Origin of the sequence: Arthrobacter sp. HMWF013 (genome assembly GCF_003061105.1) — a bacterium.
GTDB lineage: Bacteria > Actinomycetota > Actinomycetes > Actinomycetales > Micrococcaceae > Arthrobacter.
Map to the genome: position 1 here is coordinate 1 of NZ_QAIQ01000249.1, position 14,848 is coordinate 14,848.

16 protein-coding genes and 2 pseudogenes are annotated in these 14,848 nt (G+C 64.7%); 4 read left to right on the plus strand and 14 right to left on the minus strand.

Going from position 1 to position 14,848, the window contains the following annotated elements:
* Positions 1 to 282 (minus strand): annotated as a pseudogene (locus DBR22_RS10085) (transcriptional regulator); the annotation flags it as partial.
* A gap of 6 nt (positions 283 to 288) precedes the next feature.
* Between DBR22_RS10085 and DBR22_RS24450 the strand changes: the two are divergent.
* Positions 289 to 528, plus strand: a complete 240-nt coding sequence (locus DBR22_RS24450) for a hypothetical protein (protein WP_258229127.1) — start codon at positions 289 to 291, stop codon at positions 526 to 528.
* Between the two features lie 27 nt (positions 529 to 555).
* Here DBR22_RS24450 and DBR22_RS10090 read toward each other — a convergent pair whose 3' ends face one another.
* The 7 genes from DBR22_RS10090 to DBR22_RS10120 all read right to left on the minus strand — a co-directional run bounded on the left by DBR22_RS10090 (position 556) and on the right by DBR22_RS10120 (position 6,582).
* Positions 556 to 690, minus strand: coding sequence for a hypothetical protein (locus DBR22_RS10090; protein ID WP_308810199.1), 135 nt, complete (start codon positions 688 to 690; stop codon positions 556 to 558).
* A 22-nt stretch (positions 691 to 712) separates the two neighbouring features.
* A complete protein-coding gene (locus tag DBR22_RS10095; protein WP_108598909.1) occupies positions 713 to 2,041 on the minus strand; it encodes a DUF4241 domain-containing protein in 1,329 nt (442 codons plus the stop codon).
* A 109-nt stretch (positions 2,042 to 2,150) separates the two neighbouring features.
* Positions 2,151 to 3,740: an alkaline phosphatase D family protein gene (locus DBR22_RS10100; RefSeq protein WP_108598910.1), complete on the minus strand. Its 1,590-nt coding sequence runs from the start codon at positions 3,738 to 3,740 to the stop codon at positions 2,151 to 2,153.
* 89 nt (positions 3,741 to 3,829) lie between these two features.
* Positions 3,830 to 3,973, minus strand: a complete 144-nt coding sequence (locus tag DBR22_RS23795; protein ID WP_181365116.1) for a hypothetical protein — start codon at positions 3,971 to 3,973, stop codon at positions 3,830 to 3,832.
* A gap of 316 nt (positions 3,974 to 4,289) precedes the next feature.
* Positions 4,290 to 4,691 carry a VOC family protein gene (locus DBR22_RS10110; protein ID WP_108598912.1) on the minus strand — a complete coding sequence of 134 codons (402 nt, stop codon included), beginning with the start codon at positions 4,689 to 4,691 and terminating at the stop codon, positions 4,290 to 4,292.
* 195 nt (positions 4,692 to 4,886) lie between these two features.
* Positions 4,887 to 5,648: a DUF4352 domain-containing protein gene (locus tag DBR22_RS10115; protein ID WP_108598913.1), complete on the minus strand. Its 762-nt coding sequence runs from the start codon at positions 5,646 to 5,648 to the stop codon at positions 4,887 to 4,889.
* A gap of 346 nt (positions 5,649 to 5,994) precedes the next feature.
* Positions 5,995 to 6,582: an NUDIX hydrolase gene (locus DBR22_RS10120; RefSeq protein ID WP_108598914.1), complete on the minus strand. Its 588-nt coding sequence runs from the start codon at positions 6,580 to 6,582 to the stop codon at positions 5,995 to 5,997.
* A 294-nt stretch (positions 6,583 to 6,876) separates the two neighbouring features.
* Here DBR22_RS10120 and DBR22_RS10125 point away from each other — a divergent pair, with 294 nt between their 5' ends.
* Positions 6,877 to 7,614 carry a hypothetical protein gene (locus tag DBR22_RS10125; RefSeq protein WP_108598915.1) on the plus strand — a complete coding sequence of 246 codons (738 nt, stop codon included), beginning with the start codon at positions 6,877 to 6,879 and terminating at the stop codon, positions 7,612 to 7,614.
* 37 nt (positions 7,615 to 7,651) lie between these two features.
* Here DBR22_RS10125 and DBR22_RS10130 read toward each other — a convergent pair whose 3' ends face one another.
* The 5 genes from DBR22_RS10130 to DBR22_RS10150 form a co-directional block, all read right to left on the minus strand.
* Positions 7,652 to 9,451, minus strand: coding sequence for an alpha/beta hydrolase (locus tag DBR22_RS10130; protein WP_108598916.1), 1,800 nt, complete (start codon positions 9,449 to 9,451; stop codon positions 7,652 to 7,654).
* A 281-nt stretch (positions 9,452 to 9,732) separates the two neighbouring features.
* A complete protein-coding gene (locus DBR22_RS10135; RefSeq protein ID WP_108598917.1) occupies positions 9,733 to 10,542 on the minus strand; it encodes a nuclease-related domain-containing protein in 810 nt (269 codons plus the stop codon).
* 167 nt (positions 10,543 to 10,709) lie between these two features.
* Positions 10,710 to 11,969 carry a HipA domain-containing protein gene (locus DBR22_RS10140; RefSeq protein WP_108598918.1) on the minus strand — a complete coding sequence of 420 codons (1,260 nt, stop codon included), beginning with the start codon at positions 11,967 to 11,969 and terminating at the stop codon, positions 10,710 to 10,712.
* Positions 11,966 to 12,223, minus strand: coding sequence for a helix-turn-helix transcriptional regulator (locus tag DBR22_RS10145; protein WP_108598919.1), 258 nt, complete (start codon positions 12,221 to 12,223; stop codon positions 11,966 to 11,968). Before DBR22_RS10145 ends, DBR22_RS10140 begins: the two co-directional genes overlap by 4 nt.
* Before the next feature lie 150 nt (positions 12,224 to 12,373).
* On the minus strand, positions 12,374 to 13,099 hold the full coding sequence (locus tag DBR22_RS10150) for a hemerythrin domain-containing protein (protein ID WP_108598920.1): 726 nt from the start codon (positions 13,097 to 13,099) through the stop codon (positions 12,374 to 12,376).
* Positions 13,100 to 13,249: 150 nt separating this feature from the next.
* On the opposite strand from DBR22_RS10150, the gene DBR22_RS10155 reads away from it, so the two are divergent.
* Together DBR22_RS10155 and DBR22_RS10160 are read left to right on the plus strand one after the other, a co-directional pair.
* Positions 13,250 to 13,924, plus strand: a complete 675-nt coding sequence (locus tag DBR22_RS10155; protein WP_108598921.1) for an aspartate/glutamate racemase family protein — start codon at positions 13,250 to 13,252, stop codon at positions 13,922 to 13,924.
* 36 nt (positions 13,925 to 13,960) lie between these two features.
* Positions 13,961 to 14,470 carry a DUF2087 domain-containing protein gene (locus DBR22_RS10160; protein ID WP_258229126.1) on the plus strand — a complete coding sequence of 170 codons (510 nt, stop codon included), beginning with the start codon at positions 13,961 to 13,963 and terminating at the stop codon, positions 14,468 to 14,470.
* Here DBR22_RS10160 and DBR22_RS10165 read toward each other — a convergent pair.
* Positions 14,471 to 14,848, minus strand: a pseudogene (locus DBR22_RS10165) (transcriptional regulator); the annotation flags it as partial.

Here is a 14,848-nt window from a genome sequence, read left to right on the forward strand (position 1 = left end):
GTCCAGCGGTCCTGAAACGTCCAGCACGCCGAGCAGCGCGCCGGTGACCGGGTTAGTGATGGGCGCCGCCGTGCAGGCCCAGTCGTGGTGGGTGCGGACCAGGTGTTCGGCGGAGAACAGCTGCACCGGCCCGCCGCTAACCAGCGCCTCGCTGATGGCATTGGTGCCGATCCCGGCCTCAGACCAGTCCGCCCCCTCGGAGAACTCCCGCCGGTCCGCCCGGCGCAGCGCCTCCCGGCTGCCCACCCGCCACAGGATCTCACCCGTGGCGTTGGTGAGCACCAGAAGATGTCGGCCGGAACTGGAATCGTCGGCCAGCAGGTCCTGCAGCGCCGGCATCACCTGCTGCAGCCGGTGCTCCCGTCGGAGCTCCAGGACGTCGGAAATATCGTGCAGGTGCCGGGGACTGTGGTGATCCGGCCTGATGCTCAGGGCCGAGGAGCGGCGCCAGGAATCCGCCAGGCCGGTGGCGAATTGGGGCTGAACACACGGAGCGTCGACAGGTCCTACCTTGCGAGGAGCCCCTGAACTCCGTCGCGAATCAAAAAGGAGGCCTTAGTGCTGTAGGGGGATCCCGGCGTCGTCGTGGTCCAGGACGCGGAAGTCCGCTTTCATCGCATCGCGGGTGAGGGCGGTGTTCACCTGGCCGCGGCTGTCGTTATAGATCTTCAGGTGCCCGATCCACGGCATCACCGGATCCTTCGACTGATGCTTAGATGTGCCGGTACCCGAGGTACTGGGTGAGCTCGAGTACCGCGCCGGGCGGGGGAGGCGCCTCCGGGTTCCACGTCTTGCTGGACCTGCCTCCCGTGACGAAGGTGCCTAGCCGGTCTCCGTCCATCAGGAGTTCGCCGTCCGGCGCCAGCACCCGGAGGCCTGTGATGCGCTCGCCTCTGCTGCTGATGACGAACGAGCCGCCTTCCGTGGTGATCTGCAGGTCGAGGCCGGCGAGTTCCGGGGTGCCGACGGCGCCGGGTTGGAACTGCACCCGGCTGGTGCTGAGGATGTCCTCGGCAAGGACCCGGAAATCGACAACGAGCGAGGTGAGGCTTCCGTCGGCGGCCACACCCCAGTAGCACGGGTAAGCACCGTCGCCGTACCCGCTAGAGACCACGGCCGCATCCACCACCTCTCCGGCGAGGCCGAACATTGTGCCCGGTGCTCCCATGAGCAATTCCGCGTGCTCTTGAAACAGCTCCTCGATGTGCTGGGCCTGGCATCCCACCAGCGACCCGGCGTCGAGGATGGCGACGTTCCCGGCGTCGACCCCTACACCTTCCGTGCCGTCGGTGAACCCGGCGGGGTTCCAGCTGACCGCTGGCGCCTCCGAGAGCCGCAGCCTTACTGCGACGGTCATCTCCGCCACGGTGGCGACATCGACGGCGTACGTCCCCGGCGTTATCCGCCGCGCCAGAGGAGCGAAATGTGCGTCGACGGAACCAAGGTCCAGGACCGTAAGCACACCGGAGGCGCAGGTGAGCTCACCAAGGTGGACGACGTCGAGCTGCGCCGGGTTGCCGAACGGTGCCACCACACGGCCGGCTGTAAACAACCCCGGAAAGTCGAGCTCCAGATGGGGCGGCAGGTCGGGGAGCGCGGCTTCAGGTGTTGCACTGAGCAGGAGTGCCTTGGCGGCCGCCGGATCGATCAGCGCTTTGCCGGGCGGGTCGAGGAAGGCCGAGAGGTGGGTGATCCGCCAGCCGTCACCGCCGCGCAGCAACCGGTACTTGTAGTAGGAGGTGTTGTTCCCTGCGGCGTGCATGACCGACCGGACCGTCGCAGTGTCCCCGTCAACCTCGATGCCGGTGATTTGTTCGGCGTCCGGTTGGTGCGCGGGAGTGGAACTCATTGCACCTTCCTGGCCGGTGCGCATCCCCGGCGTGCCATGGGTGGCCACCAAGGCCGCCAACTCGTTGGCCCACGCTTCGAACACGCCGGGGTCGAAGGCGAACATCCCCGGCGACGTGCCGGATCGCTGCCATCTGGTGTGGAAATCGGCCACGAAGGCCTCGATTCTGCCGCGGACCTCTTCCTGAGTCATGCGACACACCCTACCTGCACATTCAGCCACGGCAGACGGAACAACTACGGCGGGGCGCTCAGCAAGATTGCTGGCCACCCCGCCGACGTCGTAACGGTCTTACTGCAGGTCAGCCGCGTGCCACCAGCCCAGGCACTCCGTCCTGGATCGCGAAGGAGGCCTTTGTGCTGACGGGGGATCCCGGCGTCGTGACGTAGTCCAGGACCCGGAAGTCGGCTGTCATCGCCTCGCGGGTGATGGTGGTGTTCACGTAGCCACGGTTGTCGTTGTAGAACTTCAGGTGCGGGTTCCAGGGCATGACCGGGTCCACGGTGGAGCCTGAGCCGTTGCCGGTGGAGGTGATGGAGGTGCAGACCAGTTCGGAGCCGACCACGGGGGATGCGGGGTCCCTGTAGTCCACCTTGACGTCGTTGGCCCAGTTGCGGTGGACGTCGCCGGTGAGGACGACGGCGTTGCGGACGTTGGCGTCCACCCAGCCCTGGGTGATGCGGCGGCGGGAGGAGGCGTAGCCGTCCCACCCGTCCATGGAGACGTCGTCTATCTCCGGGGCGGCGTTCCTGTCCTTTTCGGCGAAGAAGACCTGCTGGCCCAGGATGTCCCAGCGCTGGGTGGAGTTTTTGAAGCCGTCCAGCAGCCATTTCTCCTGTTCGGCGCCGGTGATGGTGCGGTCCTCGGCGAGGCGTTCGGTGACGTTCTTCTTCCAGCCGTCGCCGGCGAGCTGGTCGTCGCGGTACTGCCGGGTGTCCATCATGTGGAAGTTGGCCAGCTGGCCCCACTGGATGGTGCGGTAGATCTTCATGTCGTACCCGGCAGGGACGGACGAGGCCCGCAGCGGCATGTTCTCGTAGTACGCCTGGAACGCGGCGGTGCGTCGCTGCCGGAACCGCTCGGTGGTGTCGTTCAGCTGAGCGGCATCCCTGTTCTCCGGGATCTCGTCCGCCCAGTTGTTGTCCACCTCGTGGTCATCCCAGACCACCAGCCAGGGTGCGATCGCGTGCGCAGCCTGCAGGTCGGCGTCGGACTTGTACTGTGCGTGCCGCTGCCGGTAGCCGGCCAGGCTGGTGGTCTCCGGGCCCTCGTGGTCGCGCGGGTTGCCGCCCCCGATCACGTAGCTGTCCTTCTTGTACTCGTACAGGTAGTCACCCAGGTGCAGCACCAGGTCCGGGTGGTCCTGTGCCAGCCGCGAGTAGGCGGTGAAGTAGCCGTGCTCGTACTGCGCGCAGCTGGCGAACGCCATGGCCAGTGCCGCCGGCGTCTCGTGCAGCGCCGGGCTGGTCAGGGTGCGCCCCACCGGGCTGATGTGCCGGCCGGCGCGGAACCGGTAGAAGTATTCGCGCCCCGGGCGCAGCCCCTTCAGCTCCACGTGCACGGAGTGGGCGGTTTCGATCCGGGCCTGCTCGACGCCGCGGGCTACCACCGTGCGCATGCCTGCGTCTTCGGCGACTTCCCACGCCACCGCGACGTTGCGGTTGGGCATCCCGCCGAGGCCGTCTTCGGCCACCGGGTTTAGCGCCAGCCGGGTCCAGATCACGAAGCCGTCCGGCCACGGCTCGCCGGAGGCGATGCCCAGCAGGAACGGATCGGTGCGGAGGCCGGCGTCGTCCGCGGTGGAAACCGCGACGGCGGCACCCGGCCAGGCGGCGACGAGCCCGGCCCCGAGGCCGGCGGTCAGGAGGGATCTGCGTGAAATGTTGTCCATGCATCCGACCGTACGGAGGCCGGTTGGACGTGTTGTGAGTGCCGTGTGAATGGACAGTTAACTGCGCGACAAGAACTGTTGCGTGAACCCTATCTGCGGGAGCTCAGGGCGTCGAACTGCTCCTGCCAGAGGGCCAGCTCCTCGTCCACGTAGCGCCGGTGGGCCGGGGTCCACTTGGGCCAGATGTCTGACGGGGACAGAGTTTGTGGCGGCCGTGTTGCGACGTTGCTCACGGGGGGTGCTGTCCTGGGCGCTGGCCGCGTGGGAGCCCGGTCGGGGCCGCGGAGTTGGACGCGGGGTGGGACCCGCCTGAGGCTGGAAACTGTTTTCTTTTTTGGCGGCGCTATGACGTACAGGATCCCGGACACCAACTGGCAAAAGACCCAGACGATGCCACAGAGGACCAGAACGGAAAAAAGAAAGCCGATCCAAAGAAGGAGTCCGATGGCTGGGAAGACCAACATGGTCTATTTTAGCTTCCCGACCCTCGATTGGGTTAGCGCCAATTTCGGTTTGAAGGCCCTGAGTGCGCCGGCAATTGCGCCTTGCTCAGGACGCGGGCTCGTACCCGATCAGCCAGTGCAGTCCGTGACGATCAACGACCTGGCCATCAGAGGCACCCCAGGGCTTCGGGGCCAGGGGGTCGATAACTTTACCGTTGACCGCAAGCTTGTCGAACCACTCGTGGAGAACTTCCGGTTCGGCTGTCCCGAGCAGCGAGAGCATGATCCCCTCGAGCCGGACGCTCTTCTCGCCGGCCGCCGCATCCGATCCGGCCAAAGCGACCGGGCCGCTGAGTACTCCGTGGGCGATGGCGTCGGGCGGCCCGTCGCTGCGGCTGAATTCCGCGTACGTGTACAGGGATAGTTCCCCGCCAAAAACGTCCGCGTAGAAGCCGAGCGCTTCACGGGCTGTTCCGGGAAAGCTGACATAAGTTTGAGGTGCCGTCATATGCCCATCCTACGAGGGGCGCTTGGCTCGTTACCGCGGGGCTACTGCCGGCGGTGACCACCGCAGCCTCGACCTCCTGGCACCCCGGAACTTCTGCACCTGACCCGGGGCGGCGTCGTCGTCCGACACAACGCTCGAAGCGCGGCGAAGCCCCGGTTCATCTTGAACCGGGGCTTCGCGGACTTTCTCTGAGATCTACTTAACTGCGACGAATACCTTGTCACCGAACATGCCGGGCCTGATGGCAAGAACGCCTTGACCAGCGGTGGCCGACGGCACGTGAAAGGCCACATTGCCTGTTGCCGAGCCGTCCTTGTAGAGCGCGTTCGAGCTGATGGGATCCGGCTCTACGACGGACTTGTCGTAGCTGTTCACTGTCGTGCCGTCTGCTGTCACGTATTCGACTGACACGAACGAGGGCGTCTGCCCGTTAGCGTCATCACCGATGTAGGTGACGGAGTAGTTCACGAGGATGTACTCCGAACCGGCGGCAGGCGGGTCATTGAATTGGTTGGCAGCGACAACAGCGTCTGTGGCGGCGAGGGTGACCGAGTTGACCACGACGCGCCAGTCCTTGGACTCAATGACCGAGCCGAGCGGATGTGGGCTTTCGCGGGTCCCGGTTTTGGCAGCGGGGGCTTCCGCTGCGCCACCGGCAGGGGCGGCTGCTTCCCCGGACGGTGCTACGACTTTGGTATCGCCGCTGCCAAATGCGTCGCTGGCCGCCGACCCAACGACGGAAAAGAATACGACGAACCCGACAATTGTTCCGACGATTGACAGGATCAAGGCAGCGATGCCCATGCCCTTGGGTTTGTCCCGCAAGAACAGTGAAACGAGAGCCAGAATGAATGCGATCGGGAGCAGTACCCAGCCGACGATGAGGGCTCCGGGCGTGCAGGCGAAGATGAATCCGAGCACAGCGGTGATGAGGGCGATGAGCCCGACCACGTTCATCGGCTTCTTTGCCTTTGTCGGCCGGGGCGGAAGGGTCTGCGTTGACGCTCCATGATCCGGCTGCGAGAGAGGTGGGTGGTTGGGCGAAGTCTGCTGTGAGTCCGCCCCAGGGAACTCTGGTGTTGTCATGGCTCAAATATGGCAGAAGGAAAAGGTTTTCAGGTGTTAGGACGAGATGCAATCTCGAATATGACAAGCATGAGTGGCTTCTCATATGTTATTTACAGAAAGTAAGTAAGGTTGAATCTTTAACTTTGAGAGAGGTGGCTCAGGTCACAGGTTGTTAGGGGGATTCCGGTCGCCTCGGCGTTTGTTCGGCATCGATGTCGACCCAGATGCGACCGGCTTACCGGCTGATTGGCTCGCAAAAATGTCCACGGTCCGGCGAAGGATCCATATCTAACAGTGACATGGCCGTGCGCCTGACGCGTTCCAGGCGGGTGCCGAAGCCGGCCGGCGCTTGCGCTGGCAATTCGTCGATCGGGAACCAGCGGACGTCCTCACTTTCGTCGCTCACCGAGATCTCGACATCCGGGGCGATGGCCGCCGCGAACCCAACATCCCAATGCGCGGTACAGGAGAATCCGCCATGCAGATCGTGCCGGTCAAGATCCATGATGGCGGGAGAAAGCAGGACAAGGCCGCCAATTCCGGACTCCTCGCGAGCCTCTCTCTGCGCGGCTTCCGCCACAGATGCGTCCTTCTCCTCCACGTGACCGCCGAACTGCACCCAGAACTGTCCCTTGCGATGGAAACAGAGGAGGACATGATCGAACGCGGGCGAAAACACGAAACAGGAGCCCGTGACGTGCTCGGGGCCGCCATGTCGACGCAACGCGGCGTCCCCGGCTGAATCCAGAAAACGCAGATACGCGTCCCGCGATGCTGATACGGGAAGTGCACTGAGGCTGGTGAGCAGATTTTCCAGAGGCATCCTGTCATCTTTCCGCACGCGGCAACTAAGGGCCGAATGCCACGACGGAAGTGGTCGGTGTCAGATGCAGAGCCGGTCGAGTTTCGCAGCCGGGTCGCGTAGTAGCGGCACCTCTGGCCGACGTGCCTAAGTAACTTCGTGCCGTCCAGCGCAAGTATTCTTGGTGAGGGGGACCGGGACCGGTCATGTCCTACACCGGTGTTCGGGTTAGCGCGGCCATGCCGAGCCTCAGCATGTCGACGGTGTCCGCGTCGACGGCAGTACCGCCGTCATCATGACTGAGGAGCGTGACTGGTGAGCAGCACCAGTGACTGGGCTGTCAGGCTCAAGGCATTCCACGAGAAGCAACTGGATCGTCCCCGCCGTGTGTACAGGCTCGGCCGCACCAAGATCCTCCTGACACGTGGCCACATAGCGTCCACGGTAGGTGCAGCTGTCGGGGCAGTATCAGTGGATTCTCCTGACTGGCTGTTCTGGGTTGCAGTCGTAGGCGGGTTCTTCGGCGGAAAGTACTTCTGGCCGGTTCCCCGGAGCAGCGTTGCGAGCCCGTACGGCTCCAGAGAGCTGGCCAGCAAATCTTCGGGAGAACTGGACTTCATGACGCCGGCGGACATCCGGGCCTACCAGTTCAACGTCGAGTTCGTTCAGAAGGGTGTCACGCCTCTGGCCCTGGGGACTGAACAGGCTCTTGGCCGCCAGCGTGAGGCCGTCAGGAGCGTTTCCTTGGCTACTGGGGTGGACGCCGCGTTGCTGGCGCATCTTTCCCTGGCGGATGTGACGGAACACGGGAGAACCGCCGACCGTCACGCTCTGCTGAAACGGCGGTGGCTCACCTACGAGGTGGACCCGCAACTGCAGTTCGATTACCCCGCGATGTCCGACACCTCCCTCCCGACGACAGCGGCCATGGTCAGGGCCATGCGCGCGGCCGACCACGAGAAAACCATCGGGAATCCGGTTGACTACAAGCTCGCGGTGGACAGGTTTTCCCAGGCTTTGGCCGCGGCAGAAGCGGCGGCCGGGGTTCCTTAGAAGGGGCCGCTCCTCCGCGGGCCGGCCGCCCTGAGCTTCAGGCCGCCTCGCCGGAGGTACCGGGGACGGCCGGTTCGAGGCCGTTGTCTCGCAGATACTGCAGCGCTCGCTCGGTGGCTTCGATCTTCCGCTTCAGTTCCTTAAGGGACTGTGCCGATTCATCGGAAAATTCGTCGAGCCGCTCATATTCACGACGCACCTCGATCTCGGTTTCAACCAGGACCCGCCAAAGGGAGGGATCCGGCTCGAGGCGTTGCCTTTGCCGCAAGATTGCCGCAGCCAGCCGGCGCTCAACAACCGCTTCGAGCGTTTCCGCGGTGGTTCCAGGGCTTGCAAGGCTGAATGCGATGCCCCCGCCACCCGCAGTGACCAGTGTGCCCGCTGTTATCAGGCCCCCGATCATGCCGCCGGGGCCAAAGGCCGCAAGCGCGCTGGTGATCACTGCGGCCCCTGCAAGACCTGCGCCGGCAGCAAGCGCCAGGCCACCGGTGGCAACGACGATTGCCGCCGCGCCGGCACCCAATGCGCCCCACTTGATCAAGTTGGCTCCGAAGCCGCCGCTCAGTGCCTCCTGCGCACGTCTGGCGGCCGTGAACACATCTGCGCCGTACTGGCTTCCCAGTCCCATTTCGGCAGTGAGATCTTTCATGGCCTCGTGCCATTTGTCCTTCGGGATCGAGATCTCGAACGGCCGAATGACGTTCTCTGCTGCGAGGACCGTTAGAAGGACAACGGCGTCGTCCTTCGCCATATGGCTGCTCGGGAGTGGCTCGGGCACGGTTGCGTGTGGATCGGAGAGGTCGAATGCCAGGCGTGCTATCGCTGATGGCATCGTTCTGCCCTCAGCGACATTCCGTTTCCTGATGTCGTCGACGACGGCCGCTTGCACTTGTCGAAGTGCGCCAGCGAAGCGATCCTTCTGGTCGCCTTCCAGTCTCATCTTCATGAGGTAGGCATACCTCAGCGCCGTAATGGCCAGTCGTTCCGCGGGATCCAAAGCGATTTCGCGCCCGGCGTCAATGCCCGCCAGCTCCTTCGATTTGGACCCGAACAGAGCGAAGCCGATGGCCGCAGCCACGCTCTCATTGTTGAGGTATTCCACCGCGTCGTGGACGCGGGGCCCTATTTTCGTCCTGATACGAAAATCGATCATCCAAGGGAAAACAGATGAGACGCCACGGTGGGCCGCCACAGGGTCGTGGACATTCCAGAAATTTACCCACCATGCCAGGTTGGTCGGCGGCTCCTCGAGCGTCTCCCGCAGTTTGTCGACGTTGAAGTTGCCGTTCGCCAGAGGACTCCCGATGGTCACCATGCCGGCTACATCGAGGCCGACCGGCAATCGACGCACGAGGTCGGCAGCGATCACGGAGCCTAGGCTATGGCCCACAATCACGAGCCGCCCTGACTCGGGGAGCGTCTTGAGGATGCGGTTCAGGACTTGAGCGCGAATCTGAGGATTGTTCATGTAGTTGCTTGCCTGGCCGAATGGCGGCAGCCCTACGGCAAGGTTTATGACGGCCTCCCCGCCCAGCCAGCCTTCTCCCCGATCATGACGTCCCAATCTGTACTCGACGGCTCCGATGCGTCGCTCGAAGTCTCGCCGGTTCTTCTTGGCTACCTCGCGGGAAGGCTGTTTGATCGTCAAGCCCGGTAACGGTTCTTTGTCGTCTGAACCCCTTAGCGCGTGCGCGTACTTGGGGGTGATCACCCGCCCTGTGTTCAGCTCCGGGTAGCCAAGGCGGACCAAGGTCGCGGTGAGCCGGGCCTTCCAGTTGTCATCTTGGTCGCCGTCTCCAACGCCGTGCAAGAAGAGCAAGATCGGTTCGTTCGACAAGAAAACTCCATTCGGTTCACCGCCCCTTGGGCGTCCAAGGCTGACTGCCCAAGGCTTCTCGGTAAGAATAGCGATTTCTCTGAACTTCTTGCCTGCGGACGCACGGGGTGAGGGCGAGTCGGGGCAGTGTCGAGCCGCAAGGGGATCTTCGTAGACGGCTACTTCCCGCATCGATAAATTCAAACTACGGAGTAGGTTTCGCCGCCTCAAAGGCTTGACGTGTAGCCGACCAGGAACTTGTTGGACACCTTCCGAACAGCTCAGAACATCGAGACCGGACGTCAGGCAGACTTAAACCGCGAGGCTATCAACTCACGCATCGCCGCCATATCAACGTCGCCGGCTGTCTGCTCACTAAGCGCTTTGACTAACCGTCTGGGCCAAAGCACTTGAACCCCACGAGTCGAGAATGCGCCCCCGATCAGGGGCCAGTCTGCTTCGACGAAGCACAGCGCCCCTGTGACCGGAACATCCCCCACGAGATCGCGCACGATGTCGACCTGTTTGAGCGCCCCATCGACAAGTTTTGTGCAGTCACGCCGGCCAACGAGGAGCTTCTCAACGCGTGGGCGAAGGATGCCACCCTCGATCTTCAGTTCAGGCCTGCCCTTGTAGCGCTTGGCGTCGATCACCCAGATTCCACCGGGAGTGATGGCGATATGGTCAATGTTGGCCTTCGAGCCGGGGATTCGCCGGTCGTGGAGGACAGCCAGGTCATCGCCGGCCAGAGCATTGAGACGAGCGCCGAGGCGTTCCTCACCAACAGCGCCTCGATCCCAGGCCTTGGTGGGCTGGCGCTCGTCAGATAGGGCGACTGCGAGGCCACCGAAGCGGCCCCACTTGTCGCGGAGCTTTTCCTCGTCCTTCGCCTTGCGGCGCTCATATTCGCGTCGGGCGGACGACCCGGCTATTCCGGGCTCAGTGGAAAGCGACTCAACGGAAGGTTCCAATTCGAGGGACGTGATTTCCGTAGCCTCGGTGGCACACTCCAGGCAGCGGACAGTCTTGGTCTCGCTCTCATAGATGGCTTCGGTCCGGGCCGGAAGAGAGGCGCCGCACAGCCGACACGCCCCGGCATACCGGAGCTTCATCTGCTTCAAGAGGCTGACCCCTGGATCGGCCGAACGGACGGAGCCTGCTTGTAGATCGCGGCTCTTAGGCCTCGGATGCGCTTTCCCATGGCTCAATCCTCACTCACGGCAAGAATTTTCGGGCTGTGCCGCGCTCCGTACCTGCGGACGGCGAGCACGTTCCTTGGCTAGGCGGGTTCCTGGCGGAGGGCCCGCCGGGCGGTGCCGCCGCCCAGCAGGTCGTTGACGCGGGCAGGCACGAGCTCCATGAGGAAGCGCAGCCCCTCAGCGGCATGAGTCGCGGAGGCTGCCGCCGCGGTGGCTTCCAATGCCGACACTGCAGTGTGCCGTGCGTCGTCCTCCTCCATGCCCCAGGCTGTCCCTTCCCGAACGAGGTGTTCAAGTGTGATGTAGCCCAGCCGGATCTGCCCGGAGACGGCATGGCCTGCGTTGTTGCTCGGCGCGTAGAGCAGCAGCGTGGGCGCCACATCGTAGAGGGGTGCGAGCAGCACTTCGCCGCCATCACGCAAGACGAGGGAGTAGTTCTTGGAGTGGGCGTCACCGTTGCCGATGGCCAGGTTGAAGGCGACAGCCTTGAGCAGGTCCCGGCGGAAGACGTCGTCGTCGCGGGTGTGGGGTGCAGCCGCACTGACCAATCGGGTCAGCCGTGATGGTGGTGCCGCGGTGCCCTCGTACTTCGCTTCGCTGGCCAGTGCCAGGGCCTGGGTGAAATCCTCTTGGTGGAGTCGACTGCCGTTCGGTGCTCGGTCGAAACGGTCTACGACGATGGCTTGGCGGGAGCCGAACATCTGAAGGTGAGCCGTCGCGGCGGGAAGGCCCGCGGCAGCTGCCGTCCTCAGCGCCCAGTCCTCTGAGGTGAGCAGGTCAGGAATAGTCGATTCGAGGGGTTCTGGCTTGATGATGTGAGTGGAGACGGCTCCTCGGCCCGGCCAGGCCCAGCCGCTCTCCTCGCGGGTCAGCAGCACCTTGGATTGAACGCCGCCCAGCGATGCGGTTATCAGGAAGTCTGCGGGCAGGTCCCAGGTCGGGAGCGACTCCACCACGGAGCTGACTTCATCGTCGGCCATGGGTTTTGCGGCGCCTGGGACGTCCGGTGAGTCGCCGGGCGGCAGGATTTGGACGGCGCCGGCGCAGTCGGCGCCGAGGACTCGAAGCAGGCCGAAAGCATCCGGGGTGGCCAGGCCATTTTCCTTGGCAATGTGGGACCGCACCTGGCCCTCCGGCAGGAGCCCGTCGAAGTAGTTGTAGACCTCCGGACCGTCGAACTGGTTCCGGCTCACGGGCATGGACAGGGACAGTACGATGGACCCGGCACCATATTCGGCCAGGGTTCTCCGGTCGTACTGGAAGGACAGGCGCAGCCCGCTGCCCTTCAGTTCGCCAATCCGCATGCCGCGCAGGTAGACATCGAGTGCTTTGCGGCTCACCGGCGGACCTGAAGCTTCGAAAACCGTGGGACGAGCGCGACGTCACGGCCGAGGATTCTGATGGCTTGCATGGCTACGATCAGTGAGACTGCTTCTCCGTGCTCCAGCCGGACGATGGTCCCACGGGTTACGTTGAGCTTGCTGGCCAGGTCCTGCTGCGTCAGGCCAGCTTCCTTGCGGGCGTCGCTGATGGCTCTTCCCAGCGAGGGTGCATCGACGGCCCGGTAGAACGGGGTTAGCTCCTCATGTTCCATATATTGATCATATCGTCAAAAGCGCGGAATGTTCAAAATTTCGCTCATTCTGCCGACTGGTGAAAATGTTCGTTATTTGGAACAACCTAAACCGCCGAGCACCAGCCGCCCGTCAGTCGAACATCATCGCGACGCGCTGGGAGGCGGAAGTTACAGTGTCTCAGGAACCTCGCGTCCCGGGAACAGGGTGGAGTACTGCTTCCGGTACATTCGGCGCCCCACAAGCTTGTAGGCGAGGCGGACCGGCGCGGGGATCTCCTTGAACAGTTCCTTCCGGTCTGCCGGCGGATTGGTGGCCAGCACCATCCCGAGGTAGGCGACCATGAACTTCTTGTCGAACTTCTTGATCCCGTGCTGACCTACAGCGTTCATTTCCTCCTCGGTCATCACCCTGTCCACGGCGGGCATGACCTCGGTGACCTCGCGGCGCAGGTGCACATTCAGGATGGCAGACAGCTCCTCGTAGCGTTCCGCGAGTTCCCGGCCGGTTTCTGCGTCTGCGGTCTCCAGCCAACGGAGGCGGACCGGCTCGATGCCCTCCAGCTTTTCTGTGACCTGCCTGTGCTGCGCAAGCATCTGCCCGATGTGCAATGCGCACGCCGGTGCCCGCTCGCCCAGCGGCGGGTACATCAGCAGGTCCTCGCCCTCGTGGTGCGTGTGGAGGACCTTGTCGAAGTTCCCCAGGACTTCGCCCACGTACGCTGCGCGGGCGGTATCCCCGGGCGCCACCGAACGCACCAGCCCGGGCGCCTCGCCATAGGCCCACACGAAGAAGCGGTGGATGCGCCGCATGCCCGCGGTCCCGGTGCACAGGACGGGCCCCGGCGGCAACGGCGCCGCGGTCTCGCCGGGCTGCATGGTGAAGAAGTCGGTCATTGCTGGGCCCCTAACGCTCGTTGCGGCGGACCAGGACCTCTCCCCGGCAGCATCGTAACGCCCGCCCCTTACGGCGCACAATGGATCCGGTTTCCGGCGGCGGGCCTCCGGGCAGGGGCACGGTGGCCCTGCTCTGTTAAAGTCAGGCCCATGACCGAACTCCGTCCCGGCGGTCCCCGCACCGTCGGCTTCCTTCACACTTCACAGGTTCACGTGGCGACGTTCGAGGCCCTGTCCCGGGAGCTCATACCCGCCGCCCGCACGGTGCACCGGGTGGATCCCGAAGCTCTGGAGCTTGCCAGGCAGGACGGAACAGCGGAGCGCGTGCGCGCCCTCGTGGCCGGCCACCTTTCCGAGCTCCGGGAGGCCGGATGCGAAGTAATCCTCTGCACCTGCTCAACGCTCGGCGAGGTGGCGGAACAGCTGTCAGGAGATGGTCTCGACGTGATCCGCATCGACCGGCCGATGCTTCGCCGGGCCGTCACCCTCGGCCCGCGGATCGGTGTCCTCGCGGCGCTCACCAGCACCGTCGAGCCGACCACGCGCGTCCTCGCCGAGGAGGCCGCAGACGCGGGAGCCAACATCTCCGTTGAGGTCACCGTGGTGGACGGCGCATGGGATGTGTTCCTCAGCGGAGGTGCGGAGGGCTACCGCTCCCGCATCGCGGAGGCGGCCCTCGCGCTCTCAGGCCGTTGCGACGTCGTCGTCCTCGCCCAGGCGAGCATGGAACCTGCCGCCGCCCTGCTGGCCGGGCTCGCGACTCCCGTCCTGACGAGCCCCCGCTCAGCGGTCGAAGCGGTCGCCGCGGTCATCCCGTCCCGTTAGGGGGCGGCTCCGAACAGCAGGTGGAGGTGGAGGCAAATGAACGGACCGGCCGCTCACAGCGGACCGCACTGGCGCAGGGTGATGGCGGCGCTCGCCAACCGGGATGCGCGGACCGCGTACGCGCAGATCGTGCTCGGTGAGGAGGCCCTTGCCGGTGTGAAGGAGCAGCGCCGCCACCGGGCCATCGCCATTCTGCTGGAGGCCGGGCTGGTGGAGCGGACGGGAAGCAGAGGCTATCAGGCCTCGGAGACCATCTTCCACAATCTCCTGTCCCAGCAGCCAAAACGCCAGCCGAAGACCGGCGTGGACCGTTTCCTGCGCCTGGGCCGGATCGACAGGTACCCGGCCAGTGCGGCGGACCGGCGCGAGCTCCTCGCCTGGATCGTCGGTGAAGCCATCCAGCCGGGGGAGGACCTCACCGAAAGGCAGGTCAATGAGCGGCTGCTGGGCTACACGGACGACGTGGTGCTGCTGCGCCGCTACCTTGTGGACTTCGGGCTGCTCGAGCGGACCGCGTCGGGGTCCTCCTATTCCCGGCCAGACTGATTATCGGCCGGTGACACTACGCTCGCGGCCCAACCGCCCCAGCGCCTCCATTGCCAAGGAATCCCCAGAGCCCATATCCGTGGACAGCCAACGACTGATCAGACCAGCGTCACCGCTTGACCGCACGGCCGCGCCCAGCGCCAGGTCCAGCCGGTCCCGCAGGAGCTGCACAGCCATGGTTCCGGAGCGGCTGAGCAGGGGAGCGCGGTAGGCGTCCAAAGCCTCGGCCACCCTGCCCTGGCGAAGCAGCCGCAGCACGCGCCCGGCATCGGAACACCCGGCGAGGCCGGCAACCAGACGGTAAGGGTTCGACGCCACCGCATCGCCCAGCAGGGAGCGCACCCGGAACATCTCGGTGCGGATCGATGCGGCTATCCC